At 44.1% G+C, this 14,101-nt stretch carries 11 protein-coding genes and 1 pseudogene; 5 read left to right on the top strand and 7 right to left on the bottom strand.

The genetic code is table 11. From position 1 onward, the window contains the following. The first annotated feature begins 424 nt into the window (after positions 1-424). Positions 425-634 (top strand): annotated as a pseudogene (locus HEQ19_30120) (glycosyltransferase). Between the two features lie 570 nt (positions 635-1,204). Here the strand turns inward: HEQ19_30120 and HEQ19_30115 are convergent. Beyond that, a complete protein-coding gene (locus HEQ19_30115; protein WYM03100.1) occupies positions 1,205-3,520 on the bottom strand; it encodes a DUF3488 and DUF4129 domain-containing transglutaminase family protein in 2,316 nt (771 codons plus the stop codon). Positions 3,521-3,934: 414 nt separating this feature from the next. Between HEQ19_30115 and HEQ19_30110 the strand changes: the two genes are divergently transcribed. Beyond that, a complete protein-coding gene (locus tag HEQ19_30110) occupies positions 3,935-5,041 on the top strand; it encodes an RNA-guided endonuclease TnpB family protein (GenBank protein WYM03099.1) in 1,107 nt (368 codons plus the stop codon). A gap of 219 nt (positions 5,042-5,260) precedes the next feature. Here HEQ19_30110 and HEQ19_30105 read toward each other — a convergent pair whose 3' ends face one another. Beyond that, positions 5,261-6,241 carry a PatU gene (locus HEQ19_30105; protein ID WYM03098.1) on the bottom strand — a complete coding sequence of 327 codons (981 nt, stop codon included), beginning with the start codon at positions 6,239-6,241 and terminating at the stop codon, positions 5,261-5,263. Continuing rightward, positions 6,234-7,424: a heterocyst differentiation protein HetZ gene (hetZ, locus tag HEQ19_30100; protein ID WYM03097.1), complete on the bottom strand. Its 1,191-nt coding sequence runs from the start codon at positions 7,422-7,424 to the stop codon at positions 6,234-6,236. Before hetZ ends, HEQ19_30105 begins: the two co-directional genes overlap by 8 nt. Before the next feature lie 212 nt (positions 7,425-7,636). On the opposite strand from hetZ, the gene HEQ19_30095 reads away from it, so the two are divergent. Next, positions 7,637-8,116, top strand: a complete 480-nt coding sequence (locus HEQ19_30095) for a hypothetical protein (protein ID WYM03096.1) — start codon at positions 7,637-7,639, stop codon at positions 8,114-8,116. A gap of 33 nt (positions 8,117-8,149) precedes the next feature. Here HEQ19_30095 and HEQ19_30090 read toward each other — a convergent pair whose 3' ends face one another. The 3 genes from HEQ19_30090 to murI form a co-directional block, all read right to left on the bottom strand. Continuing rightward, positions 8,150-8,389, bottom strand: coding sequence for a hypothetical protein (locus HEQ19_30090; protein WYM03095.1), 240 nt, complete (start codon positions 8,387-8,389; stop codon positions 8,150-8,152). Positions 8,390-8,392: 3 nt separating this feature from the next. Continuing rightward, positions 8,393-9,364 carry a solanesyl diphosphate synthase gene (gene sds, locus HEQ19_30085; protein WYM03094.1) on the bottom strand — a complete coding sequence of 324 codons (972 nt, stop codon included), beginning with the start codon at positions 9,362-9,364 and terminating at the stop codon, positions 8,393-8,395. A gap of 1,252 nt (positions 9,365-10,616) precedes the next feature. Then, a complete protein-coding gene (murI, locus tag HEQ19_30080; protein WYM03093.1) occupies positions 10,617-11,498 on the bottom strand; it encodes a glutamate racemase in 882 nt (293 codons plus the stop codon). Between murI and HEQ19_30075 the strand changes: the two genes are divergently transcribed. Continuing rightward, a complete protein-coding gene (locus tag HEQ19_30075) occupies positions 11,489-11,650 on the top strand; it encodes a hypothetical protein (GenBank protein WYM03092.1) in 162 nt (53 codons plus the stop codon). The genes murI and HEQ19_30075 overlap by 10 nt on opposite strands. 184 nt (positions 11,651-11,834) lie before the next feature. On the opposite strand, the gene HEQ19_30070 is transcribed toward HEQ19_30075, so the two are convergent. Then, positions 11,835-13,742 carry an N-acetylmuramoyl-L-alanine amidase gene (locus HEQ19_30070; protein ID WYM03091.1) on the bottom strand — a complete coding sequence of 636 codons (1,908 nt, stop codon included), beginning with the start codon at positions 13,740-13,742 and terminating at the stop codon, positions 11,835-11,837. Between the two features lie 170 nt (positions 13,743-13,912). Here HEQ19_30070 and HEQ19_30065 point away from each other — a divergent pair, with 170 nt between their 5' ends. After that, a complete protein-coding gene (locus HEQ19_30065; GenBank protein ID WYM03090.1) occupies positions 13,913-14,065 on the top strand; it encodes a hypothetical protein in 153 nt (50 codons plus the stop codon). The last annotated feature ends 36 nt before the right edge of the window (positions 14,066-14,101 follow it).

The raw sequence follows: 14,101 nt of genomic DNA, 5'->3' as shown, positions 1-14,101 counted from the left end.
AGAAAAACCCTACAGATTTACAGAAATCACCCAAATAATGATTGAGCATTTCTACATCTTTTAACAGCCTATAAGCTACATATAATAAGCAGTTACGGCTGAATTTATTCTGCTCAAACTACACAAGTAATGAAGTTTTCATTAATCTAGGCAATGAGGATTAACGTTAGGTTATACAGTGGTTAATTGAAATCAATAAATATTTTTTTTCAAAAAAAAATATGTTTTTTACAACATGAAGATATATACCTAAATTGAAAATAATAATCAAATTTTGTAATACGTTTGATACAAATTTGGGCTAAAACTTAACACTTGAGGCGATGGGGTGGTAGCAGTAACCAGAGTAGCGCCAGGAACCGTGCCAAGCTCCCGACTGTCCTATCCTGGAAATGGGTAATATTTTATTGTTGTGGGTGAGATTGTGTATTTTAGCGTTGTAATACCGACTTATAATCGTCTACCGATTTTGGAAAAATCTCTCCGCGCCTTAGAGGTGCAGGAGTTGGCAACTAATACTCCAATTACTGGTTATGAAATTGTCTTAGTCGATGATGGTTCTACTGATGGCACATTGGAATGGTTAGCCGAACACAAAGAAGAATTTCCCCATCTGCGGTGTTTTGAGCAGGATCTTCACATCTTGCACCTTTACGCATAAACTACGACTCAAACCAAACAATATGATATTTTTGACCTCAAAATAATTGGGCTTTCAGTCCTCTTAACCAGAATCAAAGCCATTTAGTCAAAGATTTACCGATGGGGGATAAAGAAGTAATAGTAAAGAAGGCAGGAGGCAGGAGGCAGAAGGCAGAAGGTTGCAATACAGTGTAGGCTTCTCCCAAGGGGAGACGCTCCGCGAACAGACCTACACTGATTGCGGGACACCAAATCAGAGATTTTGGAGTGGGGCTTAAACCCTTGCTCCCTTTGGTCGCGGCAGAAGGCAGAGGGCAGTATTCCTTCTGCCTCCTGCCCTCAATACTGCGTAGGATTTGCAGGGGAGGCATGGGAGGCAGGGGAAGCAGGGGAGGCAAAACTCAACGCCAGCCTCCATTTCTCCCCCTGCTCCCCCTGCTTGCCTCAACCAAGAAATTCGTTAACCGAGCAGTATTGCTCCTGCCCTCTGCCTTCTGCCTTTCTTGCTAACGCAAATTGCGATCGCCTGATAGATTGTGTAGGGGATCTAGGCCTTGCGCCCCTACAGATAACGCAAATTGCGATCGCCTGTCTTCTTTTTCAGTTCTTCCCATTTTTGTCGCAGTTGCTTTAAGTCTGGTGTATGACCACCATAACGCCAGCTAACATAGGCTTGGCTAATCTCGTCTATGACCTCGGCGGTTGCTGGTGAATGATGCTGATATGATACTCTGGCATATTCTAAAGGTGTTTGGGCTTGATGTTTAGCCAATCCCTTTTGGGCTACCCATTGCAGCATTTGTTGATACAGGCTTTCCATTGGTGGTAATTTCCGCAACCGCCTTTGGTTGCGCCAGTTTCGCCACTGTTCCCAACCCAGCCAACTAAAGAAAGCGGTGGTCGTTCCTACAATTAAGCCAGTTAATACACCTAGCCAACCCTGCGTGAATAACGCGAAAAACCAAGCGATCGCTCTGGTTATCCAGCTAAATATTGTCCCAAATACATTATTCAGCAACCCTGTGACTGGTGAGGGTAGCCATCCAGCCACCCAGTGCCAAAATTGACGCAGGACGCTAAAGGTTTGAGTATCTTCGATAGAGGGGGGTATTAGCGGATGTCCGGGAATTGGGTCAAAGGTAAACCAGCCATTATCGGGAAAATATACTTCGGTCATCGCGTAAGCGTCGGTGTTGCGGACAACATACATCCCCGTAAATGGATTAAACTCGCCAGGACCAAATCCGGCTACTAACCGCGCTGGGATACCAATGGAACGCAGCATCACTGTGAGAACTGTGGAGAAGTGGTCTGCATATCCGCCTTTATACTTAAACAGAAACGCCTCTACCAAGTCATCTTTATCACTCAAAAAAGGCAGTTCTAAGGGATTTTGGGGGAGTGAATAATGTTGCTTCAGGTACTGAGCCAGATAAAGCGCCGTTTCATAGGTTGAATTCAGGGTTTTGTCAGATTTCCATACCAGTTGTTGATTGTAGTCAGCGAGGATTTCTTTGGTACGTTGTCTGACTTTTTCCGCAATTTCTGGAGGGATTTGTAAATAATGATTTTTAATGTTTGAGGGATATTTAGTAGAAACTTGGCGTAACAAGGTGCGATCGCGGTATGGTACTTCGGAAATGATTGTGTAGGTAAGGTCTTCAGATAATTCTACAGGCGATCGCAACCCGTCTTCTTGATCTACAGCGATGATTGGTGTGGGAAAGTAAATTTCCTTGGGAGCAGCCATTGCGGGAATCAGGTTAGGCAAATCTGACACTATTGTATAAGTTTGCACTACTTCTTGGGTTTTACCAGCTATGGGTGGTGGGGAAAGATAAATTTGGTAAGACCAAGGCGCTCGCTTGAGGGTCGTAACCTGCTCATTGCGCGAAATTTCCCATCCTTTACCAGTATAGCGGTCAAATGCCAAAACTCGCCAAAAACCTTCTGCCTGCGATCGCACCCGCATTACTACCTTGGGTTTCATCTCTCCCCGCAGGTTTTGATTCATCTGGCTATTAAAGCCGTAATAAAAGCTATTATCTAGACTTCCTGGTTTGCCTGCTGGGCTTTGTCCATTTTTACCACTACCTTGATTATTGGCATTACCTTGGCGGACATAACCTGGATTGATGATGCTACGTCCTGTAAACCCCCCTTTGACTTGAATTGGAGAACTTACGGGAAATGTCCGTAGTTGATAGCCAGGGAATCGGGGCAGAATCGCAAAAATTGCCAGTCCCAGACTAATTATAACAGTAAACAGTAACAAATAAAAAGGTAAAAGAGAAGATAACTTTGTTTCTTTTACCTTTTGTTGTTTGACTTTGAGCTTGTCCAAGCCGAGTCGTGAGCGGTAATCTAGAACTAAGGTTGGTAGGGCGATCGCTAAAAATAACAGCAGCACAGGTGCAAATCCTAACGTTTGACTCAGCGTGGCTGCGACCCCTAGTAAAATCAGCCCAATCACAATTGAGTACCCCAAATCTTTGCGCCGGGGTGTATCAAAACTGTGGAGTACCTGTAGTTGAATTAATAACTCTGCTAGACCCAGGCGTGTATCATTCAATTCGCCGAATATCCGCCCAAAGAAAGCACCCAGTGCTACTAACATTCCTAGGGCGATGCAAAATTTGATTGTCACATTGGCATCGCGACGACGGTAATAACTCCAAATCGCACCCCCCATACTCAGTGGTATTGCCCAAAGACTGAATAGAGTCTGTGCAGCAATATCCGTCGCCACAATCCCCATGATTACCAACGCTAGCACTAGCAAACGTAAGGTAATTGAGTCTTCTACTTCTATTAAAGGCGATCCCTGTCTACTTTGTCGCCAGTAATGACCCTCAGGTAGACGCCAAATCCGATTCATCCTGGACAAGTTCAACATTTCAACTGTAAGCAAAGCGGTAATTGAGACGTTTCGGACATCATGCTAGGGATAAAACCCTACTGCCCTGTCTTGTGCTGCTACTTTAGCCTACTCTGCGAGAAACCTTCATCCGCAAGTGTACGGGAATACCCTGATTCTCTGGCAATTCCCTGAATAAGGTAGTAATATACCTGCCGGATATCTATAGGAGTAACCTCCTAGTTAAGTATTTGCTGGACTTCCACGGACATTTATTTACAAACCGTACCATAAACCTTATGCGCGTATGGTGCAAATCCTATGCGCTCTGGGGGCTTCTGTCACCACATGTTTCAAGAAAATTTACATAAACCTTCTAGACCCACCTGTACTATTTATGTGATGATTTGAAAAGCTTGCCTTACAAGTAAATTTGTGTTACTGACTTCCATCAAAACCAAGTTAAAATTGACTGCTGACCAGAAAATTCTGATGTCAAAACACGCTGGCATATCCCGATTTACATACAATTGGGGACTCGCGACATGGCAAGCATTGTATCAATCTGGATATCAACCCAATCACTTGATTTTGAAAAAGTTCTTTAATAATCAAGTCAAGCCAGTTTTGACTTGGATTAAAGAACCAGGTATTTGTCAAAAAGTCACGGAATTTGCTTTTGATAATTTAGGGAAAGCTTTTAAGAACTTCTTTTGTAAACGTGCAGAATATCCCAAGTTTAAAAGAAAAGGCAGAAATGAGAGTTTTACAATTAATGCGGGTGGTAAACCAATAAATATCGGTGGTAACCGCATTAAATTACCCACCATTGGCTGGGTTTCAACTTATGAATCTTTACCTCACACCACGACCACAAAGGTTACTATATCTCAATCGGCGGGAGATTGGTATATTTCTTGTTCTTATGAAATCTCCCCCGAAATCACTCCTAAAGAACATGATTATATCGGGGTTGATTTAGGGATAAAAACCTTAGCTACCTTATCAACAGGAGTGATTTTTGTTAATCCGAAAGCTTTAAAAAGTGCCAGGAGCAAGTTAACAAGATTACAACGTCAACTTACAAGGAAAATCAAAGGGAGTAATCGTTATAAAAAACAAAAGTTGAGAATATCTAAACTGCATCGACGTATTACTAATATACGGAAAGATGCGACTCATAAAGCAACTACATTTATCTGCAAAAACCACGCAGTTGTTGCTTTGGAGGATTTGAATACTTCGGGGATGTTGAAAAATCATAAATTAGCCGGTGCTGTCAGCGATGCCAATTTTTATGAATTCCGCAGACAAGTAGAATATAAAGTAATTAGATATGGTGGAACTGTCATATTTGTCGATAGATTTTACCCATCTAGTAAAACTTGTGCAAATTGTGGAGAAATTCAAGAAATTAGTCTATCACAGCGGGTTTACGAATGTAAAAAATGTCATCATACCCAAGACCGAGATTTAAATGCGTCTAAAAATCTCGAAAAATATGCACGGAGGGCTAAACCGTGCCTGGACGTTAAGGGATAGCCGCTCCCATGCTCCCGTTGAAACGTCAAGTAATGTCTGGATTTGTCCAGCTTTTATGTAGCAGTCTACACATCTTGTGCAGCTATCGTCCTGATAGTGGGTGATCGCAGACGCCCTAATGACCGCTTATTAAAAAAAAGGATTAGCGAAAAAACCAGGATAATCTTCTTCATCTCATCAGCGTTTATCTACATCAAGTGCTAGCGATGGTAATCTCGCCTACATCCTGAGATTAATCACGAACAACAGCGGTTCCTGATCTATTTCGGGAAAATCTACGGACAGAGTATAAGTGTGATTAAATGCGGTGCAATCTAATTCTACACTCATGCTTCCTGCACCGAAAGACTGTGCTGTTGCTTGAGTCCCATTGCCCTGAAGCTTCAAAATCCCTTGAGTGGGTAATTGAGCCTGAACACAGAGTTTCTTGTCCTGAATTTGAGACTGGTATTCTACTTTTATCGTCAAATCACCCGCGCTCGTGAGCCATTGTCTTTCAGCCACTGGATTAACTGGTGAAAGTCGCAAAGTCAGGGTTTCTAGTAGTTGTTTAGCAGCTAGCAGCGACAACGCCATTTGTTGACGTTGTTGTAAAGACGAAAAATCTCCCTGAAGATTAGGCATAGCTTCCAGCCCATCTACAGAGCGATAAGTACTTCTTAGCACCAATCCAGCTAGGTCGTTGAGAGTTTGAGTTTCGTTAGGGAAACAGCTATCCACCACCTGAACTAATTTTGCCCCTAATGGTAGCGAAGATGTAATCATATCTTGACATTTTTCCAGCAATTGCCGAAAAATTCTTTCCGGTAGGGTAATTGGCAAATTCAGTTTTGACTGTTGTGCCATCCACCCCCAGGTACGAACTAATGTCATCGATGGCTCATCTACGTAGTCAGGGTATTCTATTAATTGTGTTTCCCAAGGAAACAAAGGCGGGTGGTTTTGAATTTGGACTTGTAACCGACGTTTGAGGACGGCTTGGAAACGTTCTTGCACAGTAGGAATTTCTCCCAGTTGAAAGGTTTGGGGTTTCCCTCCCAACTCATGCTCGCCACTGGTTGATGCGGCTGCTTTCTTGAGAGGGTTGTTTACCCCGTCAATTTCCTCACAGTCTACCGAGGGCCGCTCGTAGTTTGTGACATCATCTGTCAAAAACCAACTAAGTAACTGGTGTTGTAAGGATTCTGAGTCACTATTCATGAGTAGATGCACCTGATCCGGACACTAAAGAGTTACGAATTTCCCAAGCCTGTTCAAGAATCTTAAACCACCTTTTTTGAAGTTGTGCTATGGATAATCCTAAAGTTTTCGCTATTTTTTCGTCAGCTAGTCCTTGTTGCTTCAACTCTAGTAAAGACCGCTGTTTATCATCTAGCTGCGCTGTGTATGTTTGCCATTGCTGGGGAGTCAAGCCCAAATTACTGTGCAGAGAGGCTTCCAGCCACTCGTGAACCAATTCCCAGCGATGTAATAAGGCAAAGCGAATCAAATGATATTTAAAGCGCTGCTGTAAATAATCCCTTTGGCGGGGGGTTAAACCCAAAACTGACTCAATTTCCTGCGCCGACATATCCTGAAGACGGAGAGAGAAGTAATCAGCGCAGTCGGTTTGTTCGCGTTTTTCAAGATAATCCAATAATTCCGCAATCACCACCGAACGCAATGTGTCCTCTTCGAGTTCAGGTTCTGGTTGTGTCGCCATCGCTGAACGCAATTGGTGAACTGCTGGTTCTTCCCAGGAACCGTCGGCTTCGTTACCACTACCTTCTGCAGCTTGTTCAATGTCTACGCTAGTTTCTGGAGGTTGGTGTTGCGAGAAAGTTTGTGCCCGGAGAATAATCAGCTGCTGCTGACGACCTGGTAAGGGAATCCGGCGTTTACCATAGCGTTCAGTAAAGGCCATGTACTCTGCCAGTTCCAGCAGACTCTGGGGACAATAGGTTGGGACTAGTTCGTTTTCTCGTCGGAAAGCGTTTAAGGCTTCCAGATAAAAACTCTGGAGGAAATCCTCGATTATGGTCAACCTTCCTTGATAGCTCAACTGCCGCTGAGGAGGATTAATATAACGATAGATTATAGCGCTTAGAGTACTGTGTAATTCTATCCGGCCGCGATTTGAACCCAACTCATAGTACCTGAGACATTGTTGCAGCCGATGTCGGGCTAAACTCATAGCCGAACTTTCCACAGCACCGGAAGCTTGGATACGTTTACTCTCACTGCAAATCCGGTTGACTTCGGCAGCAATACGTGTTGCCACATCGTGGCAATTTTGTTCCGAAGCTTTGGTTGACTGTTTAAGCTCCTTGAATAGGAGTTGAAATATCACCTCCACGCCGATAGAATTTTCTCCCTGAAGATTTGCGGTTACGGCTGAATTCATAGTCTCGGTTTTAAAAAGACCCTAACATACTCAATTAAAACCTGTACGACCGTGGGTTTTGGCTGGATCGGTTTTGCGTATAAGCTAAACGCAGGTCAATCCTCATTTAAGTATTTGACTGATCTTATCTTTCCCAAATTTATTGGGATTGTTCACACTTGATCTTGATTTTGATGTTTTAGCCATTACCCAGGAGCCGTTGACAAGTCATTATGGATTTAGAAGCACAGATTCAATTGTTGATTGATAATGCACCTCACGATGGTATAACACCACAACTTGTCACAGCAATCGCCCCTGCGCTGATTGCGATCGCCCAAAAGTTACGCTTCCCCCAGTACTATATCCTCCAGAACTTAGAGTCAGATTGGGTTTTAACTACGTTGAGTAGCCGTGCAAATCCAGGATTAGAAAAAAGCGTCATTTACGCTTACCCTACATTACAGGATGTCCCACTCAGTTCATCTGCTGGGCTTGACCCTCAACTAATAGCTACACCGATTCCTGTTACTCACATTTTGTTCCAACTGCTCGCATTAGAACCCGTCGAGAGTCTAGTTTTCTTTGAAACTCCCACAACCACGACCAACGCTATCGAAGTACAGCGGTCTGACCTGCAAAACCTGATTCAACAACAACTACAACAAAAACAAAAGCGATCGCCAGGTCGAATACCCCCAAATATCGCTTGAGGCGATTGGGGATTGGGGATTGGGAGTAATGAGTTAGGAGTAATGAGTAATGAGTAATGAGTAATGAGTTAGGAGTAATGAGTTAGGAGTTATTATTCTCCCCATCTTCCCCAGTCCCCAGCGATGCACTGAGCTTGCCGAAGTGTCCCCAGCCCCCAGCGATGCACTGAGCTTGCCGAAGTGTCCCCAATCCCCAGCGATGCACTGAGCTTGCCGAAGTGTCCCCAATCCCCAGCGATGCACTGAGCTTGCCGAAGTGTCCCCAATCCCCAATCTCTAATAAAGCCGACTCAATACATAGTCCGCCATATTAATCAATGCTTGACGAGATTCTGAGGGTGCCAGAATTGCCAGGTTTTCCGCTGCTAACTTAGCATGGTGAGCAGCTAATTCCCTCGCCTGCTGTATTCCTTGACTATCTTCAATTAAAGACAGTGCTTGCTCTAAGTCATCTTCTTGGGCAAACTCTCGTTCAATCAGCACTTCCAAGTATGGTTTTTCTGCTAAAGCAAATAAAACTGGTGCAGTCAGATTACCACTTTTGAGATCTGATCCAACTGGTTTGCCTAAGGTATCTGTAGAACTGGTGAAATCTAAAATATCATCTACAATCTGGAAGGCTAGACCAAGATGACGCCCGTAGCTATACAGATGGTCAGTAGTCTTTTGTGATACACCGCTCAACACGCCAGCAGCTTTAGAACTGTTGGCAATTAATGAGGCACTTTTGTAATAGCTTTTTTTGAGGTAAGTTTCAATTGATGTGGTGGTATCAAAGCGATTTAGTCCCTGCTGAATTTCTCCAGCCGCCAAATCCATAATCACTTCACTAAGCAGTTTAACTACTTCTAAATTGTCCAAGTTTGCCAAATACCAGGACGATTGAGCAAAGAGAAAATCTCCTGCTAGTACCGCAATCCGGTTCCCAAACAAACTATGAACCGTGGGAACACCACGTCGGAGTTCTGATTCGTCCACCACATCGTCATGTACCAAACTGGCTGTGTGAATCATTTCCGTGATCTCAGCCAAGCGTCGGTGACGGTGGGTTATATCTTGTTCTAACATTGTCGCCCGCGATATCAGCAAGACAATTGCTGGTCTGATACGCTTTCCCCCAGCTCCAAATAAATGTTCGGCAGCTGCATAAAGTATGGGGTGGCGATTTCCTACTAGCTCTTTGAGATTATCTGCTAGTATTCGCAGGTCTGCTTCCACAGGGGTAAACAGGGAGGTGGCTGGGGTCATGGATAGGCGGACTATGGCTTAGGTTAAGAAAGGTTACATATCCTATACTCATTTTAATATATCCTAAGACCACCACAAACGTTTGATCGGCTTAATCTTGGTCATTGATTGTTGCTCATGATTCATTGGTAAGGATTTCCGGCATATTTACGTTTCGTAATATAGTTTGCTTTATGCTCATAAAATTAGTGAGTTTTAAATTATACTGGTATATATCAGTAACTAAATTCTTCCAGGGAAATTTCTGGCTCAAACAATAAATTTGGTGTTGCCAATAGACTTAATATGTAGCCCTCATTACAAAATTTCCACATGGCTCTTATTCCTTTGAGACATTGGCTATTGAGGGGCCAGACTCATTGAGCCAAGCCTTGCTCAAGCTATCTAGAAAATTTTAAATTTAGCCAGAAAGTTGGCTTAAAAGTCTTAGTCCTTGTGTTACGCTAAAATCTAGGGATTTTAAATTTTTGAGATATCCACAACCGAAAGATAAATACCCTTTAGGTATTTTTACTCTCTAGGTTTTGTAAGTCTAAAATAACTAGTCGTGGGTTGAATCAAGGGAATATTTACTGAGTTTCGTCCCGCGACAAGCGAAGCTCTTGGGTTTGAAGTATACGCCGCCCTTTTGGGAAGCCGCTACGCGTCTTTAGCGCTCATTGAGCCTAGGCGTTAGTTCTGACGTACAGATTTTCGCGAAAATAATGCAGACTGGGTAGACTGCTGAGGCGCGTAGTTAACAATTGCCGAATGGCAAGTTAACTGTTGTCGGATGTATGGTCTGCGAAAAATTAAATTCAATAATTAAGTTCGTTAACCGTAGAAGATTATAACTCTACGGAGTAATTTAGCATAGCAAACTACAGCCATCAAGCATGAACTTGTGAGGCTGAAGTTCTACTAATGCTATGGATGTAGTTTTCATATTTGTTTGACAAAGGTGCTGGTAGAACAATGATTTACGGGAATATGCCTATGATGATTTTTATTTTAGCTGCGGGGTATTTATTCACAGTCTACTTATTATTAGCACTAGCAAAGCGAACTGGTAAAAATACTGCTCCTAAGAATACCTCGTCAAACAACAAAAGAAAACACAAGCAACAGCTATCGGTAAGGACCTAAGTTACTGAAGCCGTCAAGGGTCAAGGGTCAAGGGTCAAGGGTCAAGGGTCAAGGGTCAAGGGTCAAGGGTCAAATAAATGACTTTGGACTTTGGACTTTGGACTTTGGACTCTTGACCCTTGACTAATTAACCAACAAAGTCTTGTTGAAAGTGAGGGAATGTAGCATCAGTAAAAGATACCTCTTCAACCATTGGGGTATAGCCTAACCAGTTTACTGCTGATTGGGCGAATTGCTGTGAACAGCCGCTGACGGCGAAGCGAGTTGGTAGTGGGGGGTGGGTATTTTTTAAGCCGAGTAGGTCTAATTCTTGGGAACAAGCTGTGGCCACGTAAACAGCGGGGTCAACCAAAGTTACCTGAGAGGGAAGGAGCGATCGCAGTACTGGTGCAAGGTGGGGATAATGGGTACAGCCGTAGACTAAAGTGTCAATTTCTTGCTCTAGTAAAGGATATAAATAAGAACGTGCTACTTCAATAGTGTAGGGATCGTGAATGCGGTTCTGCTCAATCAGGGGTACAAATTCGGGACAGCCGACTTGCCAGACTTGGACATGGGGATCAATTTCGAGTATAGCATGACGATAGGCATTGCTTTTGGCAGTCGCTGGGGTAGCAATCACACCAATCCGCTTTCCTTGCTGTACAGCTGCTTTTGCTCCGGGGAGGATAACACCAAGAATCGGCTCTGGAAATTCCTCACGCACGGTTTCTAGTGCTAGAGCAGAACTGGTGTTACAAGCCATAATCACCATTTTTACCCGTTGCTGTTGCATCCAGGTAAGGATTTCGCGTACATACTGTAAAATTTCTGCTTGTGAACGAATCCCATAAGGAAGTCGAGCTGTATCACCAAGGTAAATAAATGATTCGTTGGGGAGTTGTCGATAAAGTTGACGTAGTACCGTCAGACCACCCACACCACTATCAAAGATACCTATTGGGGCTCGTTGAGGTTCTTGATCAGAAAAATGGTAAAAATTACTTTCAAAAATAGAAGATGAATACACAGGTAGATAATAGATATTGGTTGAGGTTTTTGGGACTGGGGACACTTCGGCAAGCTCAGTGCATCGCTGGGGACACTTCGACCGGCTCAGTGCATCGCTGGGGACACAACGACCGGCTCAGTGCATCGCTGGGGACTGGGAGATACCTGTGATTAACTAGCTTGAAATTATAGATGCTAGGTGACAGATTGTCAAAGTTAATTTTCAACCTGTAACTTTTTTAATATGTCCTGGTGTAGGTTGGGATATGGGTATTTCCTCTGTTGAGTCACTAATCCCCTATTCCTAGTTCCCTATCCCCAGTTCCCTCTTTAATTAAGAATTTGTACTACATTTTTACCTTTGTTGTAAGTACCTGAGGATACCACGGGCAATTGATTCTGCCATGCGATTTTGATATTCTGGGCTTCCCAATCGGGGATTGTCCTCTCGTCCAGTCATGTAGCCTGTTTCTACGAGAATAGCAGGCATAGAATTTTTTCTGAGGACATAGAATCGGGCTTTGCGTGTGCCTCGGTCTTTAATGGTGCTGATATCTTGGAGAATAGTTTTGCGAACTACTTCTGCTAGGGCGTAACCACTACCGTAATAATATACTTCTAAGCCATTAACATCTGGGCGATTATCAACGGCATTAGCGTGGATGCTGACAAACAAAGTCGCATTCACTCGTTGTGCGATGTCTACCCGTCCCTGAAGTTCCACGAAAAAGTCAGCATCCCGCGTTAGCACTGCTTGGACGCCATTTTGCTCCAAGATAGAGGCTATCCTTTTACCTATAGGTAAGATGACATCCTTTTCTAGCAGTCCGCCTATACCTGGTGCGCCAGAGTCTTTACCGCCGTGTCCGGGGTCAATCACTACGATCAATTTACCGCGAGGCACAGATGGGCGGGTGTTTGGCTGTGGTACAATGGGGGGATTGTCTGTGGTGGTGTCGGGCAATTGTCCCCGGTCTGGTCCTGGTAAGGGAGGTAAGACAACGGGAGGTATTCCAGGGCGTGTGATTCGAGAAGAGCGTTGTAATTGTAAAGCCAACAGCTGATTGCCGATCTGGTTGAGTTCACCAATTTGCACACCTGCGGCTGGTTGGACAAAAACGACTACTGTATTTGGTTCTTGTGGCTGCAGACGTATCCGCAGGACGGGACTATTAGCATCAAAAGCCGGTCCTGTGACTTTGGGTGCTAATTTAGCATTAGTGATAGTAATGCGGAACAGACCAGAAGTTCTATCCCAGCCACCGCTAGCAGATAAAGCTTGGTCGGCTCTAATCAGGAGTTGGGTGCCATTTTCTGCTAGTTCCACAGACTGAATGGTTGCTGGTGAATTGCTAGTAGCTGGTATGGGGGGAGAACTCCCATCTGGCGATTTTACCGCACTTAGATTACGTAGAATCACCACACCACCACCAATAGGGCTGGTGATTGCTCGCCAATCGGGGCTATTTTTGTCTACCTGTAAAGTCAGGCGAACAACAGATGGTTGAGTTTGCTGTTGGGTGAATTGGATACGACTGACACCAAAGCGATTAACCAACATCTCCCGTTGCAAACTGGGCGATAAAGATGCGCCGGAAATGTCGATGTTAATTGCAGTTTTGTCTTCTGTGCGATTTATCTGAACTTGCGGACGAGTACTACCACTGGTACGGAGGAAAAACCCATCGCCTGTGACTCGTAAGTTCTCAATTTGAGTCGCTGCTTCTGTGGTGTTGACAGATGTTCTATTGTTAACTGGGGGGACAGAGCCTGGTCTGACCACATTGTAAATATTCCTGGGGGGTGGTTCAATAACAGGTGTCCGCACAGAGGGTTCCCCCTGAGCGAGTTCTGTTGTTGGAGCTGCGGCTTCCGTTTGTGGCTGGGGTAATTGTACAGTCCAACGACTAGCACTTGTGCCGACAAATTTCACCTGATTGGGGTCTAGGGTATAACCAGGAGTAAGTTCAACGACGATGCGCGTTGTTTTTTCATCAAACTGCCCAACACGGATCGAGCGAATTCTACCACCTACTGGTTGCGTGACTTGCGATCGCCCAAAGGTGGTTTCTGGCAAATCTATTACCAGACGAGTGGGGTTAAATATCAGTTGTGCCGTAGGTTGAACAGCGCCTGCTGTATTGATTTCCAAGCGGTTTTGATTGACATCAAAACGCCAAGATTCCAGTCTCGCAGCCATTGCTGGGGACGATAGCAAGAAGATAGTTCCAAAAGTACCGGGTAGTAACCAGTGTAGTTTCACAGTCAATTCTCCTGATTCGCATTCATGGGAGCCGTTAGGCTTTGAAAATATTGGCAAATCCTCACACCGTCACCGCCCAAACTTTAGCTTTGAAGCCGCAAAGGAATTTTGCGCTCGGATCAAGACACACCTGATGGCGTAAAATTCTAGCACGCCCCTCTGATTTTGCCATGTGGTTAGTACCTAAAAACTTGACTTGTAAAGCATTAGGTTACACCAACGGAGGGTTGTCATTTGTCATTTGTCATTTGTCATTGGTCATTGGTCATTTGTCATTTGTCATTGGTCATTTGTCATTTGTCAACTTAACGGTTAACGGTTAACGGTTAACGGTTAACCGTTAACCGTTAACTGTCAGA

Origin of the sequence: Gloeotrichia echinulata CP02 (assembly GCA_038087035.1) — a bacterium.
GTDB classification, from domain to species: Bacteria; Cyanobacteriota; Cyanobacteriia; order Cyanobacteriales; family Nostocaceae; genus Gloeotrichia; species Gloeotrichia echinulata.
The sequence above is the reverse complement of the archived record's forward strand: the minus strand, read 5'-3'. Positions and strand labels throughout refer to the sequence as shown.